At 67.9% G+C, this 25,251-nt stretch carries 23 protein-coding genes; 12 read left to right on the top strand and 11 right to left on the bottom strand.

Going from position 1 to position 25,251, the window contains the following annotated elements; translation table 11 throughout:
- Positions 1 to 7 precede the first annotated feature (7 nt).
- The gene (locus F7Q96_RS05320; protein ID WP_151022206.1) at positions 8 to 685 is read left to right on the top strand and encodes a histidine phosphatase family protein; all 678 of its coding nucleotides are present in this window, start codon (positions 8 to 10) and stop codon (positions 683 to 685) included.
- Positions 686 to 891: 206 nt separating this feature from the next.
- On the opposite strand, the gene F7Q96_RS05315 is transcribed toward F7Q96_RS05320, so the two are convergent.
- Complete coding sequence (locus F7Q96_RS05315; RefSeq protein ID WP_053821108.1) at positions 892 to 1,614, bottom strand: queuosine precursor transporter; 723 nt, start codon at positions 1,612 to 1,614, stop codon at positions 892 to 894.
- A 182-nt stretch (positions 1,615 to 1,796) separates the two neighbouring features.
- Here F7Q96_RS05315 and tam point away from each other — a divergent pair, with 182 nt between their 5' ends.
- Positions 1,797 to 2,564: a trans-aconitate 2-methyltransferase gene (tam, locus tag F7Q96_RS05310; protein ID WP_053821109.1), complete on the top strand. Its 768-nt coding sequence runs from the start codon at positions 1,797 to 1,799 to the stop codon at positions 2,562 to 2,564.
- A 10-nt stretch (positions 2,565 to 2,574) separates the two neighbouring features.
- On the opposite strand, the gene F7Q96_RS05305 is transcribed toward tam, so the two are convergent.
- From F7Q96_RS05305 to lptF, 3 genes are read right to left on the bottom strand one after another with little or no spacing between them, the layout of a single operon-like run.
- Entirely contained in the window at positions 2,575 to 3,084 is a 510-nt protein-coding gene (locus F7Q96_RS05305; protein ID WP_053821110.1) for a sirohydrochlorin chelatase, read from the bottom strand.
- A gap of 3 nt (positions 3,085 to 3,087) precedes the next feature.
- Entirely contained in the window at positions 3,088 to 4,242 is a 1,155-nt protein-coding gene (gene lptG / locus F7Q96_RS05300; protein ID WP_053821111.1) for an LPS export ABC transporter permease LptG, read from the bottom strand.
- The gene (lptF, locus tag F7Q96_RS05295; RefSeq protein WP_064572654.1) at positions 4,239 to 5,360 is read right to left on the bottom strand and encodes an LPS export ABC transporter permease LptF; all 1,122 of its coding nucleotides are present in this window, start codon (positions 5,358 to 5,360) and stop codon (positions 4,239 to 4,241) included. The genes lptG and lptF overlap by 4 nt, the downstream gene beginning before the upstream one ends.
- 187 nt (positions 5,361 to 5,547) lie before the next feature.
- Here lptF and F7Q96_RS05290 point away from each other — a divergent pair, with 187 nt between their 5' ends.
- The 3 genes from F7Q96_RS05290 (at position 5,548) to F7Q96_RS05280 (ending at position 9,033) form a co-directional block, all read left to right on the top strand.
- Complete coding sequence (locus F7Q96_RS05290; protein ID WP_053821113.1) at positions 5,548 to 7,107, top strand: leucyl aminopeptidase; 1,560 nt, start codon at positions 5,548 to 5,550, stop codon at positions 7,105 to 7,107.
- A 10-nt stretch (positions 7,108 to 7,117) separates the two neighbouring features.
- Entirely contained in the window at positions 7,118 to 7,558 is a 441-nt protein-coding gene (locus tag F7Q96_RS05285) for a DNA polymerase III subunit chi (RefSeq protein ID WP_053821114.1), read from the top strand.
- 260 nt (positions 7,559 to 7,818) lie between these two features.
- The gene (locus tag F7Q96_RS05280) at positions 7,819 to 9,033 is read left to right on the top strand and encodes an Rpn family recombination-promoting nuclease/putative transposase (protein ID WP_151022204.1); all 1,215 of its coding nucleotides are present in this window, start codon (positions 7,819 to 7,821) and stop codon (positions 9,031 to 9,033) included.
- A gap of 90 nt (positions 9,034 to 9,123) precedes the next feature.
- Here the strand turns inward: F7Q96_RS05280 and rocF are convergent, their stop codons facing one another.
- On the bottom strand, positions 9,124 to 10,032 hold the full coding sequence (rocF, locus tag F7Q96_RS05275; RefSeq protein ID WP_053821116.1) for an arginase: 909 nt from the start codon (positions 10,030 to 10,032) through the stop codon (positions 9,124 to 9,126).
- A gap of 90 nt (positions 10,033 to 10,122) precedes the next feature.
- Positions 10,123 to 10,548 carry a VOC family protein gene (locus F7Q96_RS05270; RefSeq protein WP_053821117.1) on the bottom strand — a complete coding sequence of 142 codons (426 nt, stop codon included), beginning with the start codon at positions 10,546 to 10,548 and terminating at the stop codon, positions 10,123 to 10,125.
- A gap of 121 nt (positions 10,549 to 10,669) precedes the next feature.
- On the opposite strand from F7Q96_RS05270, the gene F7Q96_RS05265 reads away from it, so the two are divergent.
- Positions 10,670 to 11,251 carry a TetR/AcrR family transcriptional regulator gene (locus F7Q96_RS05265; protein ID WP_211923502.1) on the top strand — a complete coding sequence of 194 codons (582 nt, stop codon included), beginning with the start codon at positions 10,670 to 10,672 and terminating at the stop codon, positions 11,249 to 11,251.
- A 79-nt stretch (positions 11,252 to 11,330) separates the two neighbouring features.
- Here the strand turns inward: F7Q96_RS05265 and ilvD (F7Q96_RS05260) are convergent, their stop codons facing one another.
- Both ilvD (F7Q96_RS05260) and ilvD (F7Q96_RS05255) read right to left on the bottom strand, forming a co-directional pair.
- Positions 11,331 to 13,190, bottom strand: a complete 1,860-nt coding sequence (ilvD, locus tag F7Q96_RS05260; RefSeq protein ID WP_053821119.1) for a dihydroxy-acid dehydratase — start codon at positions 13,188 to 13,190, stop codon at positions 11,331 to 11,333.
- 157 nt (positions 13,191 to 13,347) lie between these two features.
- Positions 13,348 to 15,021, bottom strand: a complete 1,674-nt coding sequence (ilvD, locus tag F7Q96_RS05255) for a dihydroxy-acid dehydratase (RefSeq protein ID WP_053821120.1) — start codon at positions 15,019 to 15,021, stop codon at positions 13,348 to 13,350.
- A 160-nt stretch (positions 15,022 to 15,181) separates the two neighbouring features.
- Here ilvD (F7Q96_RS05255) and F7Q96_RS05250 point away from each other — a divergent pair, with 160 nt between their 5' ends.
- Together F7Q96_RS05250 and lgt are read left to right on the top strand one after the other, a co-directional pair.
- Positions 15,182 to 16,228 carry a LysR family transcriptional regulator gene (locus tag F7Q96_RS05250; RefSeq protein WP_082371388.1) on the top strand — a complete coding sequence of 349 codons (1,047 nt, stop codon included), beginning with the start codon at positions 15,182 to 15,184 and terminating at the stop codon, positions 16,226 to 16,228.
- Positions 16,229 to 16,280: 52 nt separating this feature from the next.
- Positions 16,281 to 17,084, top strand: coding sequence for a prolipoprotein diacylglyceryl transferase (lgt, locus tag F7Q96_RS05245; RefSeq protein WP_053821121.1), 804 nt, complete (start codon positions 16,281 to 16,283; stop codon positions 17,082 to 17,084).
- Between the two features lie 44 nt (positions 17,085 to 17,128).
- On the opposite strand, the gene F7Q96_RS05240 is transcribed toward lgt, so the two are convergent.
- Together F7Q96_RS05240 and F7Q96_RS27365 are read right to left on the bottom strand one after the other, a co-directional pair.
- Complete coding sequence (locus F7Q96_RS05240; RefSeq protein WP_158507242.1) at positions 17,129 to 18,853, bottom strand: ShET2/EspL2 family type III secretion system effector toxin; 1,725 nt, start codon at positions 18,851 to 18,853, stop codon at positions 17,129 to 17,131.
- Positions 18,854 to 18,947: 94 nt separating this feature from the next.
- Complete coding sequence (locus F7Q96_RS27365; RefSeq protein ID WP_257720533.1) at positions 18,948 to 19,070, bottom strand: hypothetical protein; 123 nt, start codon at positions 19,068 to 19,070, stop codon at positions 18,948 to 18,950.
- A 1-nt stretch (position 19,071) separates the two neighbouring features.
- Between F7Q96_RS27365 and F7Q96_RS05235 the strand changes: the two genes are divergently transcribed.
- A complete protein-coding gene (locus tag F7Q96_RS05235; protein ID WP_144425733.1) occupies positions 19,072 to 21,141 on the top strand; it encodes a hypothetical protein in 2,070 nt (689 codons plus the stop codon).
- A gap of 7 nt (positions 21,142 to 21,148) precedes the next feature.
- On the opposite strand, the gene F7Q96_RS05230 is transcribed toward F7Q96_RS05235, so the two are convergent.
- Entirely contained in the window at positions 21,149 to 22,099 is a 951-nt protein-coding gene (locus F7Q96_RS05230; protein ID WP_053821124.1) for a LysR substrate-binding domain-containing protein, read from the bottom strand.
- Between the two features lie 159 nt (positions 22,100 to 22,258).
- On the opposite strand from F7Q96_RS05230, the gene F7Q96_RS05225 reads away from it, so the two are divergent.
- The 3 genes from F7Q96_RS05225 to F7Q96_RS05215 all read left to right on the top strand — a co-directional run bounded on the left by F7Q96_RS05225 (position 22,259) and on the right by F7Q96_RS05215 (position 25,235).
- Complete coding sequence (locus F7Q96_RS05225; protein ID WP_053821125.1) at positions 22,259 to 23,431, top strand: CaiB/BaiF CoA transferase family protein; 1,173 nt, start codon at positions 22,259 to 22,261, stop codon at positions 23,429 to 23,431.
- A gap of 14 nt (positions 23,432 to 23,445) precedes the next feature.
- Positions 23,446 to 24,276 carry an HpcH/HpaI aldolase/citrate lyase family protein gene (locus F7Q96_RS05220; RefSeq protein WP_053822981.1) on the top strand — a complete coding sequence of 277 codons (831 nt, stop codon included), beginning with the start codon at positions 23,446 to 23,448 and terminating at the stop codon, positions 24,274 to 24,276.
- Between the two features lie 224 nt (positions 24,277 to 24,500).
- Positions 24,501 to 25,235: a GntR family transcriptional regulator gene (locus F7Q96_RS05215; RefSeq protein ID WP_053821126.1), complete on the top strand. Its 735-nt coding sequence runs from the start codon at positions 24,501 to 24,503 to the stop codon at positions 25,233 to 25,235.
- Positions 25,236 to 25,251: the final 16 nt, after the last annotated feature.

Genomic DNA, 25,251 nt, shown 5'->3' with positions numbered 1-25,251 from the left:
AAACGGCATGACGTTCACGCCCGGGCCGCAGTCGCTGCTGGCCATCACCCACCTGATCGTGATCCGACACGGCGAAACGGCCTGGAACCGCGAACGGCGGCTGCAGGGGCAGCTCGATATCGCGCTGAACGATACCGGCCAGGCGCAGGCACGCGCGCTGGCCGGCGCGCTGGCCAGCGAACCGATCGACGCGATCTATTCGAGCGACCTGTCGCGCGCGATGCAGACCGCGGCGCCGCTGTCCGAGGCGGTGGGCGTGCCGGTACAGCCGGAGCCCCGCCTGCGCGAGCGCTGCTACGGCACGCTCGAGGGCATGACCTATGCCGAGGTCGCGCAGCACCGGCCGGAGGACTTCGCCCGCTGGCAGGCCCGCGTGCCGGACTACGCGCCGCCGCAGGGCGAGTCGCTGCGCGACTTCCACGAGCGCGCCGTCGAGGTCGTGCTGGCGCTGGTGCGCCGGCATCCGGGCGAGCGCATCGCGCTGGTGGCGCACGGCGGCGTGCTCGACTGCCTGTATCGCGAGGCCACCGGCATGACGCTGGAAGCGCCGCGCGAGCATGAGCTGCTCAATGCCAGCGTCAACCGTCTGCGCAGCGACAGCTACCGGCTGACCGTCGCGCAATGGGCCGACGTCAGTCACCTGGCGACGCTGACGCTCGACGAAGTCGACCGCCGCGTGCCCTGATCCTTTTCCTTCCGGCTGTCGTCCCCGCGAAGGCGGGGACCCGGCGGCTGTGCGCGCGACGGCAACCGCGCAACCGCGCAACCGCGCAACCGCGCAACCGCGCAACCGCGCAACCGCGCAACCGCGCAACCGCGCAACCACGCAACCGCGCAACCACGCAACCGCGCAACCACGCAACCGCGCAACCACGCAACCACGCAACCGCGCTATACCCGCAACCGGAACGGCGTGAAGTCGGTGTCGCGGTCGTACCAGTCCTCGTCCTCCGCACGCTTGAGGAAGCCGACCACGCGATAGGTGACCGGCGTCATCACGACCTCCCAGCCGGTCTTGAGCACATACTGCGCGACCGCGACCTGCACCACCTTCTCCAGCGGCCAGATGCCGTAGAACGCGATCACGTAGAACAGCGACGAGTCGACCAGTTCGCCGGCCAGCGTCGAGCCGATCGTGCGGCTCCACAGCCAGCGGCCGCGCGTCCACAGCTTCATCTTGGCGAGCACGTAGCTGTTGGTGAAGCTGCCGCAGCAGAAGGCAATCAGCGAACCGAGCGCGATGCGCCAGGTGTTGCCGAACACGTCCTCGAGGCTCTTCTGATAGTCGGCCATGAACGGCGCCACCGGCATCGACAACACCACCAGGCTCATGAAGGTGGCGAAGGCCAGCGCCGCGAAGCCCGCCCACACCACGCGACGGTCGCGGCCGTAGCCGTAGACCTCGGTCAGCACGTCGCCGAAGATGTACGAGACCGGGAAGAACAGCACGCCGGCGCCGAACGTCACCGGTCCGATCCAGGGCAGCGTGACCTGCGCCGCCTTGGCCGCGCCGATCAGGTTCGAGCACAACAGCACGGTGACGAAGGCCACCATCACCAGATCGTAGTAGCGGTAAACGCGGCCGGTGCGCGGTGCGGCGCGGGTTGTGGTCATGGTGTTCCCTGGCTTTTTGCTGGCGATTATGCCAGCAGCAGGGAAGGCGGGTCGTCGGGCCCCGAGGCGCCTCCGGGCTCTGGCCCTGGCCGCCGTGGCCGCTGGCGCGGCATGCGGGCGCGAGGTGCCGGGTGTATCGTTGCGGCATCACTCGACCGCCCAGCCACACGGAGCTCACCGCCATGACCTGGTCCTCCAGTCAATACCTGCAATTCGAAGACGAGAGAACGCGCCCGGCGCGCGAACTGATTGCCGCCGTGCCGACGCAGACCGTCCGCAGCGCCATCGACCTGGGCTGCGGTCCGGGCAATTCGACCGAGGCGCTGGCCGCGCGCTATCCCGACGCGCAGATCGTCGGCCTCGACAGCTCGCAGGACATGATCGACGCCGCCCGCAAGCGGCTGCCGCAGTTCCGCTTCGAGCTCGGCGACATCAGCGCCTGGCGCGAGCCGGGGCCCTACGATCTGGTGCTCGCCAACGCCGCGCTGCAATGGGTGCCCGACCATGCCAGCCTGTTCCCGTCGCTGGCCCAGCGCCTTGCGCCGGGCGGCAGCCTGGCCGTGCAGATGCCCGACAACCTGGACCAGCCGACCCACCGGCTGATGCGCGAGGTCGCGGCGGACGGGCCGTGGGCGCAGGCGCTGTCGCAGGCGGTGGCCGCGCGCACCACGTTGCCGCCGGCGGGCTGGTACTACGACCTGCTGCGGCCGCACTGCGCGCGCGTCGATATCTGGCGCACGACATATCACCACACGCTGGCGGGAGCGCCAGCCGTGGTCGAATGGCTGAAGGGAACGGGGCTGCGGCCTTTCCTGGAGCCGCTTGACGCGGAGCAGCGCGAGGCCTTCCTGGCGCGCTACACGGCCGCAATCGCGCAGGCCTATCCGGCGCAGGTCGATGGGGTGGTGCTGCTGCCGTTTCCGCGGCTGTTCATCGTGGCGACGCGATGATGTCGCGGCGTCAGTCCTTGCCGGCGGGGTCGTCGGCGGGGTCGTCGACGGATTCGTTGGTGGAATCGCCCGAGGAATCGCTGGAGGAATCGCTGGCGGAGGCGTTGCCCGCCGCGCCCGCGAGCGCCGTCGCGCAATAGGCGGCGATCGCGTCGAGCACGCTGTCGGCCTCGCCGACCGCCGCCGCGCAGCGGATCGTGACGCCCGGCAGCCGCGCGCGGCAATCGTCGAGCAGCGCCGGCAGGTCGCGGCGCAGATGGCCGCCCTGGCCGAAAAACACCGGCACCACGAGGATGTCGCCGATGTTCTGCGCGGCCAGCTGCGTCAGCGTGCCGGGCAGGTCGGGCGTCATCAGCTCCAGAAAGGCCAGACGCACCGCGCAATCGGGCAGCATCGCGCTCAGCCGCGCATGCAGCCGGTCGAACGGCTCGCGCCAGCGCGCATCGCGCGCGCCGTGGGCGAACAGCACCAGCGCCTGACGGGCCGGCTTGTCGCTGGGCAGGTCGGCGCGCGAGACCATCGCTCAGTGCCGGTCGACCCAGCGCAGCGCCGTCAGCGCGACCAGCAGGTACAGCGTGCCGGGCAGCAGCGCCGACACGATCGGCGGCCAGGTATGCAGCAGGCCGACGTGCGAGAACAGCGTGTTCGACAGGTGGAAGGACAGCCCCAGCATGATGCCGCCGAACACCTTGATGCCGACCGCGCCGGCGCGCGCGTGCAGATAGGCGAACGGCAGCGCCAGCGCCATCATCACGAACAGCGTCAGCGGATAGACCACCTTCTTCCAGAACGCGATCTCGTAGCGCTGCGTGTCCTGCTTGTTGTCGCGCAGGTGGCGGATATAGCGGAACAGGTCCAGCGTCGACATGCGCTCCGGCGTCACCAGCAGCACCGACAGGATCTGCGGAGTCAGTTCCGAATGCATCGTCATGTCGGGAAAGCTCTTGCGCTCGGCCCGGAACGCCGGCGCCAGCCCGTCGCGCTGCGCGCCCGGTGGCGGCGGCGCTTCGGCGAAGCGGGTCTCGGTGACCTTGGACAGCTGCCACGACTGGTCGCCGCGGTAACGCCCTTCCTCGGCGACGCGGATCACGCTGAGCCGATAGTCGCCGTCGAACTCGTAGATCGTCACGCCGTTGATGGTCTGGTCCGGCTTCAGGCCCGCCACGTTGACGAAGCGGGTCAGCTCGCCGCCGGTGGCCGGGTCCTTGCCGCGGTCCTTGACCCAGACGCCCGAGCGGAAGCCCGACGACACCGTCGCGCCCAGCGAATCGAGCTTGACCTTCTGCGCGTACTGCTCGGTCTTCGGTCCGATGAACTCGCCGAACAGGAACGTCGCGATCGCCAGCGGAATCGCCAGCTTGAACAGCGAGAACAGCGCCTGCCGCGTGTTGAGGCCCGCCACGCGGAAGATCGTGTATTCGGACTGGCTCGCCAGCTGCGAGAAGACATAGATCGCGCTGATCAGCGCCGCGATCGGCAGCACCTCGTAGATCCGCGTCGGCGCCTGCAGCACCACGTGGAAGAAGGCGACCAGCGAGGTGTAGCCGGCCGTCACGTTCTCCAGCTCGTTGAGCATGTCGAAGAACACGAACAGCGCGAGCACCGCGAACAGGATGAACGCGAAAACGCCGTAGATCAGCCGGCCGAAGTAGCGCTCGTAGACGTGCAGCACCCTCATGCCAGGTCTCCCTGGGGGGTGCGGCGGCGCAGCCCGAATACCGCGCGCCAGCCGCCCAGGCTGTAGCGCTGGCGGTAACGGAACAGCATCACCGCGCCGAGGAAGGCCAGCAGGTGGAACGGCCACCAGGCGAGCCCGAACGGCAGCGAGCCGGAGCGGACCCAGGCCTGCGACAGGTTGATCAGGTTGCTGTAGGTCAGGTAGATCAGTACGGCGAACACCAGCGGCGTATAGCGGCCCAGGCGCGGGTTGACATAGGCCAGCGGGATCGCGATCAGCACGAAGTTGAAGGCCAGGATCGGCAGCGACAGCCGCCAGATCAGCTCGCCCAGGTTTTCATTGGTCGGATTGCGCAGCAGCTCGATGGTGTCGCGGCTCTTGACCGGCAGGTTGGCGTCGCTCTCGGGCGGCTTGCTGTCGACCTTGACCGCATATCGGTCGAATTCGACGATGCGGTAGTCCAGCTTGCCGGGGGTGCCGGCGTAGCGGCGGCCATCTTCCATCACCACCAGCCGGTCGCCGTTGGGCATGGTCTCGAACTGCCCCTGATGGGCCAGCGCGACGCCGACCTTGCCGGCCTCGGCATTGGCGACGAAGACGTTGCGCGCATGGCGCATATCGCCGTCGATGCTCTCGATGAACAATACGTAGTTGCCGTTGGCCGGCTCGATGAAGCGGCCCGCCGCGATCATCGACAGCACGCCGCGCTGCTGGAAGCGGTCGCGGAACAGCGCGCTCTGCTGATTGGCCCAGGGCCAGGCGAAGGCGCCGAGGAACAGCGCCAGCAGCACGAACGGCGCGGCGAACTGCAGCACGGGCTTGATGAAGTCGCGCAGCGACAGGCCGGCCGAGAACCAGACCACCATCTCGGAGTCCTTGTACCAGCGCGTCAGCACGATCAGCGTGGAGATGAACAACGTCGCGCACAGCAGGATCGCCAGGTAGCCGAGGGCGGCCAGGCCGATCAGCATCAGCACGTCGTTGGGGCTGGCGCGGCCGGTGGCGGCCATGCCGAGAATACGGATCACGAGCGAGGTCAGCATGAAGGTCAGCATGACCAGGAACACCGCGCCGGCGGTGTAGGCGAGCTCGCGTCGCAAGGCTTGTTGAAAAATCATGCGATGTCGGTTCCGGGCTGCCGGCCAGCGCGGCGGCGGCGCACGCCGGCGGCTGACGAAGGGTACGGCGTCAGCGCTGCAGGCCAGCGGCGGCCAGTCGCTGCGGAAGTGACTGCCAAAAGTTCGCGAAGCAAAATCGCGGATAATGGAGGCTTTCGTTCTAAACGAGCCCCTGGAAGGAAGCGCGATGGAATTTAGCACAAAAGCCCTTGATTTGAGCAAAGCGGGCCAGAATGGTTTCCTGGCGACCAAGACCGATTGCCTGGTGGTCGGTGTGTTCGAGGGCCAGAGCCTGGACGGCGTCGCCAAGGCGCTGGACGCCGCGACCAAGGGCCTGGTGGCTAGATTGATCAAGCTCGGCGACTTCGAGGGCAAGCGCAATTCGCAGTTGATGCTGCACGAGGTCGCGGGCATCGGCGCCGCCCGCGTGCTGCTGGTCGGCCTGGGCAAGGAGGCGGAGTTCGGCGACAAGGCGTTCGCCGATGCGGTACGGACCGCATTGCGTGCGTTGAGCGGCACGCGTGCCGCCAACGTGCTGTGGTGCCTCGCGCAGCCGGCCCCGCGCGCGGCAGGGCAGGGCGCCGGCGAGGGCGCGACCCGCGATATCGGCTGGCGCGTGATCACCACCGTCACGCTGATCCGCGAGGCCGGCTACCGGCTGCTCGAGCGCCATCCCGAGCTCAAGCGCAACGGCGCCAGGAACAACGACAAGGGGCTCGGCCTGCGCAAGGTCGTGCTGGCCGTCGATGCGGCCGAAGCCAAGGCCGCCAACCAGGCCGTGGCGCGGGGCGTGGCGATCGCCAACGGCATGGAGCTGACCAAGGACCTGGGCAACCTGCCTTCCAATATCTGCACGCCGACCTATCTGGCCGACACCGCCCGTTCGATCGCGCGCCGCTTCAAGCTGAAGGTCGAAGTGCTGGGCCGCAAGCAGATCGAGGCGCTGAAGATGGGCGCCTTCCTTGCGGTCACCAAGGGCACGGCAGAACCGCCGCAGTTCATCGTGCTGCGCTATGACGGCGGCGGTGCGCGCCAGGCGCCGGTGGTGCTGGTGGGCAAGGGCATCACCTTCGATACCGGCGGCATCTCGCTGAAGCCGGGCGAGGGCATGGACGAGATGAAGTACGACATGTGCGGCGCCGCCTCGGTGCTCGGCACGCTGCAGGCCGTGGCCGAGATGGGCCTGAAGCTCAATGTCATCGCCGTGGTGCCGACCTGCGAGAACATGCCGAGCGGCACCGCCACCAAGCCGGGCGATGTGGTGACCAGCATGTCGGGCCAGACCATCGAGATCCTGAACACCGATGCCGAGGGCCGGCTGATCCTGTGCGACGCGCTGACCTATGTCGAGCGCTTCAAGCCGGCCGCGGTGATCGACGTCGCCACGCTGACCGGTGCGTGCATCATCGCGCTCGGCCACGTCAACAGCGGCCTGTACGCGCGCAGCGACGCGCTGGCGGACCAGCTGGTGCAGGCCGGCCGCAAGGCGATGGACGGCGCCTGGCGCATGCCGCTGGACGACGAGTACCAGGAGCAGCTCAAGTCCAACTTCGCCGACATGGCGAACATCGGCGGCCGTCCGGCCGGCAGCGTCACGGCGGCCTGCTTCCTGGCGCGCTTTGCCGACAAGTACGACTGGGCCCACCTGGACATCGCCGGCACCGCGTGGAAGAGCGGCGCGGCCAAGGGCGCCACCGGCCGCCCGGTGCCGCTGCTGACGCAATTCCTGATGGACCGCGCAGGCTGATCTCCGACCCATGACGCGCATCGACTTCCACAGCAACGTGCCGGACAAGCTCGGCTATGTCTGTCGGCTGATCCGCAAGGCCTACGGGGCCGGGCAGAAGATCGTCGTGCATGCCGAACCGGCGGTGCTGGCGCGGCTCGATGCGCAGCTGTGGACGTTCTCGGCGCTGGACTTCCTGCCGCACTGCGGGCTCGACAGCCCGCACGCGGCGGAAACGCCGATCGTGCTGGCCGCCGCGCTCGATGCGGTGCCGCACCACGAACTGCTGATCAATCTCGATACCAGGATCCCGCTGCAGTTCGCCAGCTTCGAACGGATGATCGAAGTGGTCGGCGGCGACGCCGACGATCGCGCGGCGGGGCGCGAACGCTATCGCCAATATCGCGAGCGGGGCTATCCGCTGGCGCACCACGATATCGGGCAACGCAACCCGGGCGACGCCGGCGCGTAGTGTTGTCGCCAGGGCCGCGATCCGCGGCCTCTTGCTCGCTTGATAGACCGCTTGATAGACCGCTTGGACGCCCGCCTCAACGGGTCCCTTCACGGGCCGTTCAAAGGGTCCCTTCGAACGCCGTTTTCGAATGCACCCTATAGAGGTCCCCTTTAGTTAACTCCGCGCCAATTCAGGCAAGCACCGTAGCCAATAGGCTGGCAACTTACGGCATCGGCCCCGGCCGTATCCCGTTGTCCCTTCTCAAGGTGTTCTTGCCCATGCTCCACTACTCCGCTCGCCAGTCGCGGCCGCGTGTGCCGCGCCAATCCGCCCGAAACGCAGTCGACCGCCATGCCGTCGGTCCTGCCGTGCGCTATCCGCTGTACGGTCCTGCGGACTATCCCACCGGCCATTCCCGCATCCCGCCTGCCCACGATGGCCTCGATCACGATGTGCCGTGGCGCTTCCCAGGGCCCACCTGCCTCGAGGTACGCGAGCCCGCCGACGGGGCGAATGGCTACGCGCAACGTACGCTTGCCCGTCATCACGATGCCTCATACAAGCTGGTGTTCGCCTTTCGTGAGGTCGTCCGCGACCTGATCCGCGACTTCATTGCGGATCCATGGTTACAGACCGCAGATTTCGACTCCATGGAGATGGTGCCGACGCACCATGTGTCGGACGGCCTGCGCGTGGGGATGAACGATGTGGTCTGGCGGGTTCGTGTGCCCGGACAGCAGCAGCCGGTCTACCTGCTGATCGAGTTCCAGAGCAGCAACGATCCGCATATGGCCGCCCGCATGCTCGCCTACGTCGGCATGCTCTATCGCGATGTCAGCCGGCGAACCCGCGGCACGGGCTGGCGTCGATATCCGCTGGTGTTTCCGATCGTGTTCTACAACGGTACCGCGCGATGGCGGGCCCCGACGGACATCGCGGAGATGATTCCGCCGGTACCAGGGCGCGTCGGCGCGCACCAGCCGAGGCTGCAGTACTGCCTGATCGATCGTGCGACCTATACCGATTCGGAACTGGCGACGCAGCGCAACCTCGTCGCCGCGCTGATGCGGCTCGAACAGGCAGCAACGGTTGACGCCGTGTTTGCGCCGTTGCGGCTCGCCAGGGAGCTGGCACAAGGCAATGCCGCGCTCGACACGGCGCTGACCGCATGGATCGCGGCGAGAGCCGCCAACTTCAGCGCCGCCGCGCTGGATCTGAACGAAGTGCACAACCTGATGGAGCTGGATATGGAACTGTCGCAAGACTATGGAAAGTGGGCGCGCCGCTTGGAGCGAGACATCACACGGAAGGTCAAGGCCGAGGTGAGAGCGGAGGCGAAGGCGGAGGTGTTGATCACACTGCTCGACCATCGCTTCGGCCCGTTGTCCGAAGACATCGTCTCCAAGGTGCTTTCCTCCTCGGTGGAACAGATCGAAGATTGGACGCGTCGCGTGCTATACGCCGGACGCCTGGATGAAGTGTTCCTCTGCTAGCCTGCAGCCGGCGCCGCATCGATGCGATGGGACGGCTTGCCGCCTTCAAAGACATGGTGCGAGCCGCCGGCGGCACGGAGCGCGACGGACCTAGCGAATCAGCGTCGATTTGCCGAACAGGCTTTCGAGGAAATCGACCATCAACCTCGCGGTCTGATTGCGGACGTCGCAAGCCGGATTCAGTTCGAGCACGTCGAGCGAACCGAGCCGGCCGGTGTCCGCAATCATCTCCATGCACAGCTGCGTCTCGCGATAGGTGGGTCCGCCCATCACGGTCGTGCCGACGCCCGGCGCGATGCTGCAGTCGAGAAAGTCCACGTCGAAGCTGACGTGCAGGTGGGTGTTGTCGTCGATGCCGGCGAGCGCGTTCTGCATCGTATGCCGCATGCCGTTCTCGTCGATATAGCGCATGTCGAAGACGGCCAGGTTCAGCTCCCGCAGCCGCCGTTTCTCCTCGGCGTCGACGCTGCGGATGCCGACTTGCCGGATATGCTCGGTTTTGACGGCCGGCACCGTGCCGCTGAGCGAAATCAATGGCGCGGGGCCATCGCCGCACAGGCATGCGACGGGCATACCGTGGATGTTGCCGGTGGGGCTGGTGGAACCGGTATTGGCGTCGGCGTGCGCGTCCAGCCAAAGCACCAGCAGCTTCTTGCCGGTCTCGCGGCAATGGCGTGCGGCCGCGCTGATCGAGCCGATCGCCAGGCAATGGTCGCCGCCGAGCAGCAGCGGGAAGCGCCCGTCCTGCAGACAGCCGTAGCAGGCATCGAACACGCCGCGATTCCACGCGGCCACTTCGTCGAGATGCCGCATGCCGTCGATCGGCTGGTGCCAGGGATTGGCCGGGCCGGACAGATTGCCGCCATCGACGACGTCGAGTCCATTGCGCAGCAGGGCGCCGGCGAGATCGGCGACGCGCATCGCCTCCGGTCCCATCGATGCACCGCGTGTGCTGGCGCCGACATCGGTAGGCGCGCCAATCAACATCACTGTCCTCATGGTCCCTCCTTGCGGTTTCGCAGGCCGCTGGGGGCCGCGCATTGCTCGCGGCCGCCGATTACCGGGCCATGATACCGCCCGTCGGCGGAATCAACCCGGCATCGCCTGCGGGTCGTATTGCGCAGCGAACTCGGGCGAAGGCGGAATCGGCTTGATGATGTCGATCAGCACGCCGTTGGGGTCGGCGGTGATGAAATGCCGTTGGCCGAAGGGCTCATCCCGAAGCGCCAGCCGGATCGGCAGGCCGGCCTGCTGCAGCTGGACGTACAACGTGTCGACGTCCTCGACCTCGAAGTTCAGGATCGTCCCGGCCACCGGCACGCGGCTGCCCGCCGGGATGGTCTCGTGCCGGTAGTCAAGCACCGCCAGGTTGACGCCGGCATCGTCTGCGGACTGCAGATGCCAGTACCAGTCGCTGGAGAACAGTGCCTGGAAGCCGAAATGCCGCTGGTAGAAGGCGGCGGTGGCGGCCACATCGGCGGTCTGGATGACGGGGTAGAAGCTGGTGATCTTCATGACGGGCTCCGTTCGGTGCGGCCGCTTCGATCCACGATCGGATGGCGGTCGGATTGAATTAACATGCAGTCTGTATCTTTTTTGCCGTTATAACATACAGGCTGTATGTATGCAAAGAACAATGCCACGGACCAATCGTGAACGCACCGAAGCGACGCGCGGCGCCTTGCTGGCGGCCGCGCGCGCGCTGTTCGTCTCCAAGGGGTACGCCGACACCTCGACCCCGGAAATCGTCGCGGCGGCCGGCATCACGCGCGGCGCGCTGTATCACCACTTCGAGGACAAGCGCGCACTGTTTCGCGCGGTGCTGGAGGAGGAGGCGAGGGCAGTGGCCGACGAGATCGAGCGCGCGGCACCCGCCACGCGCTCGCCGCGCAAGGCGCTGATCGCCGGCAGCGAGGCCTATCTCGACGCGATGACGGTGGCCGGCCGCACGCGGCTGCTGCTGGTGGACGGTCCGGCGGTGCTCGGCCCGGGCGAGAGCCTGGCCCTGGATCAGGCCCACGCCGGCCGCACGCTGCGCGAGGGGCTGGCAGCGGCGCTGGACCAGCGCATTGCGCCGCCGCTGACGGTGGACGCGCTCGCCACGCTGCTGTCGGCAGCCTTCGACCGCGCGGCACTGGCGATCGACGCGGGCGACGACCCCGCGGCCATCCGCGCGGCGATGGTCAGGCTGATCGAACGGACGGTGTCCGGCGGCTGAAGCCTGTCGCTGGCCGAGCATCGATCAGCAAAAAAAAAGCCGCCCCGAAGGGCGGCCTTGCGGCGCGTCGGGGTCGGGATCAGTCGTCCAGCAGCGACAGATCGCGTACCGCGCCCTTGTCGGCCGACATCACCAGCTTGGCGTAGGCCTTCAGGGCCGCGGAGACCTTGCGCGGGCGCGGCTTGGCGGGCTTCCAGCCCTTGGCGTTCTGCTCCTCGCGGCGCCGCGCCAGTTCCTCGTCGGACAGCAGCACGTCGATCCTGCGATTGGGGATGTCGATGCGGATCCGGTCGCCGTCGCGCACCAGGCCGATCGCGCCGCCGGCCGCCGCTTCCGGCGAGCAGTGGCCGATCGACAGGCCCGAGGTGCCGCCCGAGAAGCGGCCGTCGGTCAACAGCGCGCAGGCCTTGCCCAGGCCCTTGGACTTGATGTAGCTGGTCGGATACAGCATCTCCTGCATGCCAGGACCGCCCTTCGGGCCTTCATAGCGCACGATGACCACGTCGCCCGCCTTGACCTTGTCGTTCAGGATGTTCTCGACCGCCTCGTCCTGCGATTCGGTGACGTGGGCGGTGCCCTCGAACACCAGGATGCTTTCGTCGACGCCGGCGGTCTTGACGACGCAGCCGTCGACCGCGATGTTGCCGGTCAGCACCGCCAGGCCGCCTTCCTTCGAGAACGCATGCTCGTACGAGCGGATGCAGCCCTCGGCGCGGTCCAAGTCCAGGCTCGGCCAGCGCGTGTTCTGGCTGAATGCGACCTGGGTCGGAATGCCGGCCGGTCCGGCCAGGTAGAAGTTGCGGACCGCTTCGTCGCGGGTGCGGACGATATCCCATTGCTCGAGCGCGTCCTTCAGCGTCGGCGCATGCACGGTCGGCACATCGGTGTGCAGCTTGCCGGCGCGCTCGAGTTCGCCCAGGATGGCCATGATGCCGCCGGCGCGGTGCACATCCTCGATGTGGTACTTGTTGGTGTTGGGCGCGACCTTGCACAGCTGCGGCACGACCCGCGACAGACGGTCGATGTCGGCCATCGTGAAGTCGATCTCCGCTTCGCGCGCGATCGCCAGCAGATGCAGGATCGTGTTGGTCGAGCCGCCCATCGCGATGTCCAGCGTCATCGCATTCTCGAAGGCCTTGAAGCCGACCGAGCGCGGCAGCACGCGCGCATCCTCCTGCTCGTAGTGCTGGCGGGCCAGTTCGACGATGCGGCGGCCGGCACGCTTGAACAGCTGCTCGCGGTCGGCGTGCGTCGCCACCACCGTGCCATTGCCCGGCAGCGACAGGCCCAGCGCCTCGGTCAGGCAGTTCATCGAGTTGGCGGTGAACATGCCGGAGCAGGAGCCGCAGGTCGGACAAGCCGAGCGTTCGACCTCGGCCACGTCCGCGTCCGAATAGGACGGGTCGGCCGCGATCACCATCGCGTCGACCAGGTCCAGCTTCTTGAGCTCGATGGTCTTGGTGACCGGGTTTGCCAGCCGCGTCTTGCCGGCTTCCATCGGACCGCCCGAGACGAAGATCACCGGGATGTTCAGCCGCATCGCGGCCATCAGCATGCCCGGCGTGATCTTGTCGCAGTTCGAGATGCAGACCATCGCGTCGGCGCAGTGCGCGTTGACCATGTATTCGACCGAGTCCGCGATGATGTCGCGGCTGGGCAGCGAGTACAGCATGCCGTCGTGGCCCATCGCGATGCCGTCATCGACCGCGATGGTGTTGAATTCCTTGGCGACGCCGCCCGCCGCCTCGATCTCGCGCGCCACCAGCTGGCCCAGGTCCTTCAGGTGCACGTGCCCGGGAACGAACTGCGTAAAGGAATTGACGACGGCGACGATCGGCTTGGAAAAGTCCTCGTCTTTCATGCCGGTCGCGCGCCAAAGGGAGCGCGCGCCTGCCATGTTGCGGCCGGCGGTGGAGGTCTTGGAGCGGTAGGTGGGCATCGTGATGGCTGCGGTAATGAAATGGCGTAAACACGCCGCGGCGCGAGCCGCAAAAAAGAAGCCCGCGAACGCGCAGGCTTCGAATTCGAATGGGATCGGACCGGTCCGGCCGATCGGGCGGGCGAGGCGGTCGTTGCCGCCGCACCGCCGTCCGGCTTCAGTCGGTGACCGCCCCCTTGCTGGCCGTCGACGCCAGCTTCGCGAACTTGGCCAGCACGCCGCGCGTATAGCGCGGCGCCGGCTGTTTCCAGGCGGCACGGCGGCGCGCCAGTTCGTCGTCGCTGACGTTCAGCTGCAGCAGCAGCTGGTGTGCGTCGATCGTGATCGAGTCGCCTTCCTGGACCAGCGCGATGGTGCCGCCGACATAGGCTTCCGGTGCGACGTGGCCGACCACCATGCCCCAGGTGCCGCCCGAGAAGCGGCCGTCGGTGATGAAGCCGACCGATTCGCCGAGCCCCTTGCCGATGATCGCCGACGTCGGCGCCAGCATTTCGGGCATGCCGGGGCCGCCCTTGGGGCCGAGATAGCGCAGCACCAGCACATCGCCCGCCTGGATCCTGTCGGCCAGGATCGCATCCATCGCGCTCTGCTCGTCGTCGAACACGCGTGCCGGGCCGGTGATCACCGGGTTCTTCAGGCCGGTGATCTTGGCCACCGCGCCTTCCTCGGCGAGGTTGCCCTTCAGGATGGCCAGATGGCCCTCCTTGTACAGCGCCTTGTCGATCGGCAGGATCACGTCCTGGTCGGCGCGCGGCTGGTCGGGTACGTGCTCGAGTTCCTCGGCCAGCGTGCGGCCGGTGATGGTCAGGCAGTCGCCGTGCAACAGGCCCGCGTTCAGCAGGATCTTCATCACCTGCGGAATGCCGCCGGCGCGGTGCAGGTCGGTGGCGACGTACTGGCCCGACGGCTTCAGGTTGCAGATCACCGGCACCTTGCGGCGGATCCGCTCGAAATCGTCGATGGTCCATTCGACCTCGGCCGCGTGCGCGATCGCCAGGTAGTGCAGCACCGCGTTGGTCGAGCCGCCGGTCGCCATGATCAGGCTGACCGCGTTCTCGATCGACTGGCGCGTGATGATGTCGCGCGGCTTGATGTCACGCTTGATCGCCTCGACCAGCACGCGCGCCGATTCCGCGGCGCTGTCGACCTTCTCCTGATCGGGATTGGCCATCGTCGACGAATACAGCAGCGACATGCCCAGCGCCTCGAACGACGAGCTCATCGTGTTCGCCGTATACATGCCGCCGCAAGAGCCGGTCGACGGGCATGCGTTCTTCTCGACGCCCTCGAAGTCCTCCTGGCTCATCCGGCCCGCGGTGAACTCGCCGACCGCCTCGAACGAGGACACGATGGTCAGGTCCTTGCCCTTCCAGTTGCCCGGCTTGATGGTGCCGCCATAGACGTAGATGCCCGGCACATTGGTGCGCGCCAGCGCGATCATGCCGCCCGGCATGTTCTTGTCGCAGCCGCCGATGACGACCACGCCGTCCATCCACTGGCCCTGCGCCGCGGTCTCGATGCAGTCGGCGATGACCTCGCGCGAGATCAGCGAGTACTTCATGCCCTCGGTGCCCATCGACATGCCGTCCGAGATCGTCGGCGTGCCGAAGATCTGCGGATTCGCGCCGGACGCCTTGATCGCATCGACCGCGGCGTCGGCCAGTCGCTGCAGGCCGGCGTTGCACGGCGTGATGGTCGAGTGGCCATTGGCGATGCCGACCATCGGCTTGTCGAAGTCTTCCTTCTGATAGCCCAGCGCGTAATACATCGAGCGATTGGGCGAGCGCGCCACGCCTTGCGTGATGTTCTGCGAGCGTCGGTTGTAGGCCATGGGGATCTCCGGGGATGGAATGCGTCGCGCCCGTGGGCGCTGCCTTTGTTGTGGGCGACAGCATGCCGCTTGCCTTTTTGTGTGTCAAATATATTATTCGTGCCTTATTGAGTCGTTTTTCCTATCAAGCGCGTGGCTTGTCGCCGCGCCGGGAGTCCGCGTGGATCTGCGCCAGCTGCGCTATTTCGTTACCGTTGCCGAGGAATTGCACTTCGGCCGCGCCGCCGAGCGCCTGGCCATGACGCAGCCGCCGCTGTCGCAGCAGATCCAGGCGCTGGAGGAAGAGATCGGCGTGCAGCTGTTCGTACGGACGCGGCGCTCGGTCGCGCTGACGCCGGCCGGGCAGCAGTGGCTGCCCGAAGTGCGGCGGGTACTGGCCGACGCGGCTGGCCTGCCCGCGCTGGCGCAGCGGCTGGCCCGCGGCGAGGTCGGCACGCTGTCGCTGGCCTTCGTCAGCACCGCGGACTACGGCATCCTGCCCGACCTGCTGCGGCGCTTTCGCGCGCGGCATCCCGAAGTCCAGCTGCAGCTGCGCGAGGCCACCAGCGATATCCAGCTCGATGCGCTGGCCGAAGGGCAGATCGACGCGGGGCTGGTGATCCGCCCGCAGATGCCGGCCTTGCCGCACGGCCTGTCGTACCTGCCGCTGGTGCGCGAGCCGCTGGTGCTGGCCGTGCCGCAGGACTGGCGGCCGCCGGGCAGGCGCGGCCACGCTGCGCAGGCAGATGCCGCACGGCCGGATGGCGCGCCGTCGGGCGCCGTTGCGCTGGCCGATTTTGCGCACGAGCCGCTGATCCTGTTCCCGCGCCGAAGCGCGCCGGCGTTTCATGACATCATTACCGGTTACTATGCGCGCGACGGCTTCGCGCCGGTGATCGCGCAGGAAGCGATCCAGATGCAGACCATCGTCAGCCTGGTGTCCGCCGGCATCGGCGTCGCGCTGGTGCCCGCCTCGCTATGCAACCTGCGGCGCACCGGCGTGTCCTATCTGGCATTGCGCGGCGCGGTGCCGCAGATCGAGACAGGCCTCGCCTGGCGCGACAACGGCGCGGCCGGACCCAGTCCGGTGCTGCGCTCGTTCATCGAGATCGCATCGGCGCTGGCGCCGGCCGCGCGGCCCGGCGGCGGCACAGCGAAGCGCCGCACAGCGGGGCCCGCGTCGAACTCGAAGGCCAAGCCCGAGCCGAAGCCGAAGCCCGGCCTCTGATCCCGATTCCATTCCTCCGACAACATCCGACAACGCCAAGCGATAGACCCGCATGCTGATTCATCCGAACTTCGATCCCATCGCCATCCATCTGGGCCCGCTGGCGATCCGCTGGTATGGGCTGATGTATCTGGCCGGTTTCATCATGTTCATGTGGTTCGGCCGGATCCGCCTGCGTCAGCCGCATGTCGCGGCACAGGGCTGGAGCACCCGCGACATCGACGACCTGCTGTTCTACGGCGTGCTCGGCGTGATCCTCGGCGGCCGCCTTGGCTACGTGCTGTTCTACAAGCCGTCGTTCTACCTGTCGCATCCGCTCGATATCTTCAAGCTGTGGGAGGGCGGCATGGCGTTCCACGGCGGCTTCCTGGGCGTCGTGATCGCGATGTGGGTGTTCTCGAAGGTGCGCGGCCGGCATTGGATGGAAGTGACCGACTTCATCGCGCCGATGATTCCGTGCGGGCTGGCCGCCGGGCGCCTGGGCAACTTCATCAATGGCGAGCTGTGGGGCCGTCCGACCGATCTGCCGTGGGGCATGATCTTTCCGCAGGCCGGCGACAACATCGCGCGCCATCCGTCGCAGCTGTACCAGTTCGCTGGCGAAGGCGTCGCGCTGTTCGTGATCCTGTGGCTGTTTGCCCGCCATCCGCGGCCGATGGGCGCGGTCTCGGGCGCCTTCCTGCTCGGCTACGGCGTGTTCCGCTTCCTGGCCGAATTCGCGCGCGAACCGGACAACTTCCTCGGCCTGCTGGCGCTGAACTTCTCGATGGGGCAGTGGCTGAGCCTGCCGATGATCGTCGGCGGCGCGGCGATGATGTGGTGGGCGTATCGGCGTCAGCCGCAACTGTCGGCCTGATATCGGCGGATATCGTCCTGACAGCGGTTCAGGGCGGTTCGGCGTCAGCCCAGTTTCCGGTCCCAGCGCAACCACCCCTTGGAGGGTGCCTTGGCGCGGCCGCCCCGACCGCTGCCGTTGCCCGGCAGCAGCGACGGGGCGAACCGCTCCAGATGCGATCGCATCCTCTGTTCGACGAGCCACTGCTGGCGCCCCTGCGCGTTCAGCCGTCGAATCAGCCGCCACGCGGGCTTGAGCAGATAGACGCAGGCCTGCGGCGGCAGCAGCGGCAGCACCTTGTCGACACTGCCGACGGTCAGCAGATCGTCGTTCCGCACGGCCGCCTCCAGGCCCGTTTCGTTGTCGGCCGAACGGGCGCACATCAGCGAAGCGAGAAGCATCGGCGGCAGCGACGACAAGGCGGCGGCATACGCCGGCGGCGTATCGAAACGCCCGTGCTTGAACGCGTGATACAAGGCCGAGGTGCCGTCGGGCATGGCCGCCACCAGCATGGCGTAGTGATGGTCCGGCGGCAGCAGCGCCTGCAGCAGTTCGAGGAATGGCCGGAACATCTCGGTGCGCCCCGCCTTCACGGCGTAACCGAAGGCCGTGGTGCCGCAATCCGCCCGCGATTGCAGCAGGTGGATCCGCTGCTCCAGCGGAAGGTCGGCGATCAGCTCCCCAAACAGTCTGGCCGACGATGGCAAGCCGAGCGACATGATGTCGTAGAACAGCTGGGTGGAGCGGTTGGTACCGAGCCGCCGGATGCGTTCCTGCTCAGGCAGCGCGCGCAGGGCGGGCGCCAGCTGACGGACGGCGTCATCGCAGCCATAACGCAGCAGGTACCACAACGCATCGGCCGTCAGCGGCGGCAACGCGCCGGACAATTGGCGCGGCTGCGCGGGCAGGGTCACGTCGATGTCGCGCAGCTGCCGCAGCGTCGCCCTATCCAGCTCGATCATCAGCATGGCGTCCACCGTGCTCACAGGCTGGGTTTTCAGCAGGAAGGCCGGGTAGTCGGGCGCGAACTCGGTGAAGCCTCGCGCCTCCAGCGCGCGTACCGCTTCCAGGTCGTCGAAGCGGGCCTCGAGATGCGTGGCCGTGTAGTTGGGATCGTAGAAGGCGACCACATGGAGCGTGCGATGCGGCTGACGCACGATGCGCAGCCCGACGGCCATCGCGTGGTCCGGTGTCAGCACCAGCAGGGTCGTGGCCGTTTCGCCGCGGCGCTCCAGGTCGGCCAGCCGCGCGACGAACTCCTTGCCCCAGTCCCCGTTCATCACCACACGCAGCTTGCCGAGCTGCAGCGGGTTCGGCACCACCCTGTAGTCGTACTCCACCGGGACGTTGTCCCGCAGTGCCTGTGGGGTTGCCAGCCGGGAGTAGTCGGGGCCGTCGGGCCGGTCCTCGAGGAACAGTCCAAGCCAGAAGACGGCCAGATGGCGGCAGGCAATCGGCCCGCACGGGCGACCCCGCGCGAAGGCGACCCGGCCATTGAGCCGCACCCGCCGGTCGGTGCCTGTTTTCCAGTGGAAGCGGTCCTCGAACCGTTGGTGGTACCTCTCGGTCAGCAGCGCGGCCAACGCCTGCCGTTGCGGCTTGGTCGCTGTCGCGCTGCGCACAACGATCTGCTGGTTTTCCCAACGGATCCGGAAGCGATCGCTTCCGCACTGCAGCCAACCCCCTTGAGCCAACAATAGCCGGCGCACGTCACGGACGCGCAGCGCCTCGGGCACGGCGCAGCGCACCACCACTGGTTGCGATTTCGCGGGGGGGAAGGCAGTCAGCATGACGTTCTCCGGTAGAGGGCGGACGAGCAGCATGCGTCCACGGCTCGGCATGGCTCAAGAGACATGTGTCACTTATCGCGAGTTGCTTGTTGATTTATGAAAGCCATTGCACATAACTTGCGCGATCCTGCGGCGCATCGGCGATGGCATTGCCGTCGTCGTCTTCCTGGCTTTTGTTTTCGCTTCGCTTCGTCCAACCGCCCGCTTCCGGATTCATCGTGCCCTCCCTGTCCGCTCCCGCCATCACCACGATTCTCTTTCCGTCCCTGACTTCCGGCGGCCGACACCATGTCGGCGACCGGACCGGCCCGTCATCCCCCGAGGTGCCGATCGACACGCTCGCGCAGGCGGAAGGCGCGATCGGCGGCGCGGTGACAGCGGAGTGCGCACAGCATTTGCATCAACTGAAACGAACGATCGACGCGCTGGCCATTCCGGCCAGCCAGAAGCAGCCGCTGAGAAAGACACTCGAAGAATGCGGCAAGGACCTGGAGGCGCTGCTGAACACCGCGCGCGACATCGTGCAACTCGAGCATCGCGCCACCATGCCATGGGAGGCGGGCGCGCAGGCGCAGCAGCGGCACACCGCCGTGGTGATGGCACGCAACCTGAAGCTCGCGACGCAATGCCAGGCGCTGATGCACAAGCTTCAGTCGCTGCAAGACGAGATCGCGCCCCACGTGCAAAAGCGCAGCATCGGCAAAATCATCGCGCTCGCCGTGGGCGCACTGCTGGGCATCGCCGGTGCCGCCACGCTGGCGGTGATCCTGTGGCCGGTGGCCGTGACCGGCGTTGCGCTGGGCGGGTCCTTCCTGCTGACCGCGGCCTGTGCGGCGGGAACCGGTGCATCGGCGGCCGTGGGCGTGATCGCGAGCATCTTCGGCGCAGCGGAAGTGTTCGCCAGGCCGGAGGCCTATCGCCACTTTCCTGACCAGCAGCCGGATCTCGCCCGTCTGATAGACGAGCTTGGCAACCGGATGAGCCATTGGCTCGAGGCCAATCCGGGCTTCTCGGCGCCGCTGCCGCCGGACGTGCTGACGGAACTCTGTGGCGGCGACATCGGTGCGTTCCACTTTTGCGCGGCAGTGCGGGACAGCAAGCTGTGTGATGCGGCCAAGCGCCTGGTCGACCATGGCAGCGAGCGGGCGCCGGCGCAGGGCGGCCTGGCGCGCACCGTATCGTCGCGGCTGATCTCCCCCGATCCGAGCGCAGACGACGCGCCTGACGACGTGGTGGACAATGACGACAGCGATTGGGACGAAGTCCTGGATCACGATCAGATGATCGAACAGCTGTGGCACCGCCTCGGCTTCGAGCGCAAGAATCCATCGGGCACGGCGGAGCGCCCCGCGGACGCGGCGCCGGTCGACATGCCGGTCGACATGCCGGTCGACACGGCGGTCGACACGCCGGTCGACACGTCGGCCGACAATGGAAGCGATCCGGCCAGCGACCGCAGGTTGAGCCGAACGGTATCCACCTCGACCATTGGGTCGTACAACTCGGTCGACATGGAGGAGGGCCCGGACGGGCTGGGCGATCCGTCCGCCTATGGCCTCGGGATCGGCGACAGCGCCTCGCAGACCCTTCACGATACCGTCCAAGTGGTCGACGACGCGGGCGCCCCAGGGACCTCGGCAGTGCAGTCAGTGCAAGCGGTGCAGGTGCCGCCGATTGACGTACGGCCACAGTGGGAGGCGAGCCGGGCCTGGGCGGAGAGCCGCATACGGACGGCGGCGAGATATGTGCAGCACCTTTCGACGGCGCTCGCGCAGCCCTATCCGAACCGGATCGAAGGGGCCGGGAACAAGGAGGAGGTCATGGTCGAGGCTCTGTGCGCCTTCCAGTTGCTCGAAAAGGTACGCAGCGAGATGCTGGCGCTCGAGGAAATGGGCGGCCTGCATGCCGGCCGCTTTGCCACCGCCCGGGCGATGAACCAGCTGGCCGTCACGATGTCGATGGAACGCGGCTGGTTTCTTGGCAATCACGTGACCGGACTACGCGCGCTGTTCGACGACGGCAACAGCCTGCGCTTCGATGATCTGCCGAGTCCCACGGAGCGGGCCGAGGCCAGCCAGGTCTGGAACGCGGCCATTGCCGAGGCCGGCGCGCTGGTCCGCCAACTGGACGACGTCTGCGCTTCCGTGTTCCAGCGAACCTTCCGGGGCCTGACGCTCGAGAGAGCGATGCGGTTCTTCGCCCGGCCCATCGCCTCGCGCGCGGCGATCATGGAACGGGAATTGCGGCAGGATCCGCCGACGGCGCAGTCGCCGTCGCCTTCGCTGTAACCCGGCGCTAGGCAAGCGGGGCCTTCAACGAGCCGCCTTCCGCGATCTTGGCGGCAATGATTTCGCGCAACGCCTCGGCCACGGCTTCGGCCGCGGCGGTCCGCGGCAGCGCACGCGGCCAGCAAAGCGACAGCGTGCGGCCGAGCTCGGGAAGAATCAGCCGTGTCGGCAGCGCATCGTCCTCCGGCTCGCGGCTCAGTGACGACGCGGGCAGGATCGTGCAGGCCAGCCCTTCGCGCGCGGTCTGCAGCAGGATCGGCAGCGAGTCCAGGTCCGCGACGACCTGCAGCCGGATGCCCGCGCCGCTGGCGTGTTGCTCCAGCACTTCGCGCAGCCCCTGCGCCCCGCTCGGCAGCACCAGCGGAATATCGGCCAGCGACTTCAACGCAATGGTCGCTTCCTTGCCCGATGCGGCGCGACGCCGCTTCGATTCCACGGCGATCGGCGGCGTGCCGACCAGATACAGGGCCTCGCTGGCCAGCGGCTCGAGCTCGACCGCGCGCGACGGCGTTTGGCGAAACAGGATGGCGAAATCGAGCCGGTTGTTGTTCAGCAGCTCCGCGATATAGCCGCTCATGCTCTCGAACAGCTGCAGCCGCACGCCCGGATAGCGCTCGCGGACCGCCCGCACCAGCGGCATGCCGAAGGCCGCGGCAGCGGTGGTTGGCAGGCCGATCGCCACGTTGCCGGCGATGTCCGCCCCCGCGACCTTGACGTCGGCCCGCGCCATCTCCACCTGTTTCAGGATCGAGCGCGCGTGCCGGTACAGCGTGCGGCCTGCCTCCGTGGGTTTGACGCCCTTGGCGCCGCGATGGACCAGCGCCACGCCCAGTTCCGCTTCAAGCGCGGCGAGTTGCTGGCTCAAGGCCGGCTGGGCGACATGGGCGATCTCCGCGGCCCGGGTCAGGCTGCCGTGCTCGACGATCGTGACGAAATAGCGCATGCCCCGGATATCCATGTCCCGCCCCAATGACCAGTGAAAGCCCAAGGTATTGATTGTACTTATGGCTGGCTCGCGATTCCGTATTTCCGCGCGGCGGCGATCGCGGCTAGATTGATGCCATCGCGCCAACCCGGCCGCCCATTCCTTCCGATCGTCCTCCGCCAGGCCACCGCCATGACCCTACCGCTTGCAGGCATCACCGTCGTTTCTCTCGAACAGGCCATCGCCGCGCCGTTCTGCACACGCCAGCTTGCCGATCTCGGCGCGCGCGTGATCAAGATCGAGCGTCCGGGCGCCGGCGATTTCGCCAGGGCCTACGACGATCGCGTGCGCGGCCTGTCGTCGCATTTCGTCTGGACCAATCGCGGCAAGGAGAGCCTGACGCTGGACGTCAAGCACGACGGCGCGGCGCCGGTGCTCGAGGCGCTTCTCTCGCGCGCCGACGTGCTGGTGCAGAACCTCGCCCCAGGTGCGGCCGCACGGCTGGGGCTCGATCATGCGGCGTTGTCCGAGCGCTTTCCGCGGCTGATCGTCTGCGATATCTCGGGCTACGGCGCCGACGGTCCGTATCGCGACAAGAAGGCCTACGACCTGCTGGTGCAAAGCGAGTCCGGCTTCGTCTCGGTGACCGGCACGCCGGAGGAGGGCGTCAAGGCTGGCGCATCGATCGCCGATATCGCCGCCGGCATGTACGCCTACTCGAACATCCTGGCCGCGCTGATCGAGCGCGGGCAGACCGGCCGTGGCAAGCGCATCGATATCTCGATGCTGGAATCGATGGTCGAGTGGATGAGTTTCCCGCTGTACTACGCGTTCGATGGCGCTTCCCCGCCGCCGCGCGCCGGCGCCTCGCATGCCACCATCTACCCGTACGGGCCGTTCCCGACCGGCGATGGCAAGACCGTGATGCTGGGCCTGCAGAACGAACGCGAGTGGGCGGTGTTCTGCGAATCGGTGCTGCAGCAGCCCGAGCTCGCGACGCATCCCGACTACGCCAGCAACAGCCTGCGCAGCGCCAACCGCGGCGCGCTGCGCGAGCGCATCGTCGCGGCCTTCTCGCAATGGAGCGCCGACGAGGTCGGCGCGCGGCTCGAAGCGGCAAAGATCGCCAACGCGCAGGTCAATACGATGGCGGACGTCTGGGCCCATCCGCAGCTGGCGGCGCGGCAGCGCTGGCGCGAGGTCGACACGCCTGCGGGCGCGATCCCGGCGTTGCTGCCGCCCGGCATGACCGACGCGCGCATGGATCCTGTGCCTGCGCTGGGCGAGCATACCGACGCGATCCTGGCCGAGCTCGGCATCGCGGGTGAACAGATCGCCGCGATGCGCGCGGCCGGCGCGGTATGACGGCGGAGGGCGCGATGACGACGCCGGGCACGCGGCTGCCGCGCAGCTACCTGTTCGTTCCGGCCAACCGCCCCGAGCGGATCGGCAAGGCGCTCGCCGCCGGGTCCGACGCGGTGATCGTCGACTTCGAGGATGCGGTGGCGCCGGCCGACAAGGCCGCTGCGCGACAGGGGTTGCGCGCGCCATGGCCCGCGCTGGCGCAGCAGGCCTTTGACGCCGGCGTGCTGCTGCTGGTGCGCGTGAACGCGGCCGGCACGCCGTACCACGACGACGATATCGCCTGGTGCCGCGGGCTCGGCGTCGACACACTGGTGTTGCCCAAGGCCGATGCCGAGGCGATGCGGGCGCTGCGGCAGGCGCTGCCGGCCGTGCAATGCCACGCGCTGCTGGAAACCGCGGCGGGCTTCGCCCAGCTTCCGCAACTGGCTGCGCAGCCCGGCGTGGCCCGGTTGCTGTTCGGCAGCATCGACCTGATGGGCGATCTGGGCGTCGGCGACGAGGGCGAGCCGCTGCATGCGTTCCGCAGCCTGCTGGTGCTGCATTCGCGCGCGGCGGGGCTGCCCGCGCCGGTGGACGGCGTCTGCACCGCGCTCGGCGACACCACGGTGCTGGCGGCCGAGACCGCGCGTGCGCGCGCCTTCGGCTTTGGCGCCAAGCTGCTGATCCACCCGGCCCAGGTGGCGCCGGTCCACGCCGGTCTCGCGCCGACCGAGGCGGAACTGGCCTGGGCCAGGCGCGTGGTCGAGGCCGCCGCGGCCGCGGACGGCGCCGCCGTCGCGGTGGACGGCAAGATGGTCGATCGCCCGGTGCTGGAGCGGGCGCGGCGCATTCTGGCTGCCGGTTGAAGCGCCGGAGTTGCCACGTCATTGCGGCGATATTTTGCCGCGTCAGTTGTGCGTTAGTGGCGCGTTAATTGCCCGGCACGACGCCGTCCGGCGCGCATGACGCTGTGCAACATCGAAACGCCTTGCCATTCCCTCGCCGTTATTCATAATTATGAATTATTGCGAGGGCCCGCCCGCCGGGCTGCGCCCATCGCGCGCTCCATCCATCGCAGCGGGAGGCACCCATGCGCATCGTCCAGCAGGCGCTGTATCTCGAAGTCGCCGATCGCCTGCGCGCCATGATCGACGAGCACACGCTCGTGCCTGGCGCCTGGATCGACGAAGCGGCCCTGGCCACCACGCTCGGCATTTCGCGCACGCCGCTGCGCGAGGCGCTGAAGGTGCTGGCCGCCGAGGGACTGGTGCGGCTGGAGCCGCGCCGCGGCTGCTTCGTCAACGAGCTGTCCGAGCAGGACCTCGACGAGATCTTTCCGCTGATGGCGCTGCTCGAAGGCCGCTGCGCCTACGAGGCCGCCCGCAATGCCACCGCCGCCGATCTCGACGCGCTCGAGGACCTGCATCGCGATCTGGCGCGCTATGCCCGCGCCGGCCAGATCGATGCCTATTACGAAACCAACTACCAGATCCACGAGGCGATCCAGCGGCTCGCCGGCAATCGCTGGCTGTCCGGACTGATCGGCGATCTGCGCAAGGTGCTGCGGCTGTCGCGGCACAAGAGCCTGCAGCTGCCGGGCCGCATCGACGAATCCTGCGCCGAGCACCTGTCAGTCTTCGCCGCGCTGAAGGCGCGCGATCCCGAAGGCGCCGAGGCGATGATGAAGACCCACCTGCTGCGCCAGCGCGCCGCGTTGAAGGCGCTGGACGCGGACGCGCAAACCGCGGCGCCCGAACCCGAGGCCCCCGCGCGACGGCGCCACAGCCGGCTGCGCCTCGCCGCCAAGGCCGCGTCGGACCACTGACCCGATGACCACCTGA

The sequence above is a fragment of the Cupriavidus gilardii genome, assembly GCF_008801915.1.
GTDB classification, from domain to species: domain Bacteria; phylum Pseudomonadota; class Gammaproteobacteria; order Burkholderiales; family Burkholderiaceae; genus Cupriavidus; species Cupriavidus gilardii.
Note: the sequence above shows the minus strand (reverse complement) of the source record. Positions and strands in the feature narration are given on the sequence as shown.

Bases quoted from the DNA above. Each gene is read 5' to 3' on its own strand.
- F7Q96_RS05320 (WP_151022206.1), top strand. From the start codon at position 8: ATGACGTTCACGCCCGGGCCGCAGTCGCTGCTGGCCATCACCCACCTG.
- F7Q96_RS05315 (WP_053821108.1), bottom strand. From the start codon at position 1,614: ATGACCACAACCCGCGCCGCACCGCGCACCGGCCGCGTTTACCGCTAC.
- tam (WP_053821109.1), top strand. From the start codon at position 1,797: ATGACCTGGTCCTCCAGTCAATACCTGCAATTCGAAGACGAGAGAACG.
- F7Q96_RS05305 (WP_053821110.1), bottom strand. From the start codon at position 3,084: ATGGTCTCGCGCGCCGACCTGCCCAGCGACAAGCCGGCCCGTCAGGCG.
- lptG (WP_053821111.1), bottom strand. From the start codon at position 4,242: ATGAGGGTGCTGCACGTCTACGAGCGCTACTTCGGCCGGCTGATCTAC.
- lptF (WP_064572654.1), bottom strand. From the start codon at position 5,360: ATGATTTTTCAACAAGCCTTGCGACGCGAGCTCGCCTACACCGCCGGC.
- F7Q96_RS05290 (WP_053821113.1), top strand. From the start codon at position 5,548: ATGGAATTTAGCACAAAAGCCCTTGATTTGAGCAAAGCGGGCCAGAAT.
- F7Q96_RS05285 (WP_053821114.1), top strand. From the start codon at position 7,118: ATGACGCGCATCGACTTCCACAGCAACGTGCCGGACAAGCTCGGCTAT.
- F7Q96_RS05280 (WP_151022204.1), top strand. From the start codon at position 7,819: ATGCTCCACTACTCCGCTCGCCAGTCGCGGCCGCGTGTGCCGCGCCAA.
- rocF (WP_053821116.1), bottom strand. From the start codon at position 10,032: ATGAGGACAGTGATGTTGATTGGCGCGCCTACCGATGTCGGCGCCAGC.
- F7Q96_RS05270 (WP_053821117.1), bottom strand. From the start codon at position 10,548: ATGAAGATCACCAGCTTCTACCCCGTCATCCAGACCGCCGATGTGGCC.
- F7Q96_RS05265 (WP_211923502.1), top strand. From the start codon at position 10,670: ATGCCACGGACCAATCGTGAACGCACCGAAGCGACGCGCGGCGCCTTG.
- ilvD (WP_053821119.1), bottom strand. From the start codon at position 13,190: ATGCCCACCTACCGCTCCAAGACCTCCACCGCCGGCCGCAACATGGCA.
- ilvD (WP_053821120.1), bottom strand. From the start codon at position 15,021: ATGGCCTACAACCGACGCTCGCAGAACATCACGCAAGGCGTGGCGCGC.
- lgt (WP_053821121.1), top strand. From the start codon at position 16,281: ATGCTGATTCATCCGAACTTCGATCCCATCGCCATCCATCTGGGCCCG.
- F7Q96_RS05240 (WP_158507242.1), bottom strand. From the start codon at position 18,853: ATGCTGACTGCCTTCCCCCCCGCGAAATCGCAACCAGTGGTGGTGCGC.
- F7Q96_RS27365 (WP_257720533.1), bottom strand. From the start codon at position 19,070: ATGAATCCGGAAGCGGGCGGTTGGACGAAGCGAAGCGAAAACAAAAGC.
- F7Q96_RS05230 (WP_053821124.1), bottom strand. From the start codon at position 22,099: ATGGATATCCGGGGCATGCGCTATTTCGTCACGATCGTCGAGCACGGC.
- F7Q96_RS05225 (WP_053821125.1), top strand. From the start codon at position 22,259: ATGACCCTACCGCTTGCAGGCATCACCGTCGTTTCTCTCGAACAGGCC.
- F7Q96_RS05220 (WP_053822981.1), top strand. From the start codon at position 23,446: ATGACGACGCCGGGCACGCGGCTGCCGCGCAGCTACCTGTTCGTTCCG.
- F7Q96_RS05215 (WP_053821126.1), top strand. From the start codon at position 24,501: ATGCGCATCGTCCAGCAGGCGCTGTATCTCGAAGTCGCCGATCGCCTG.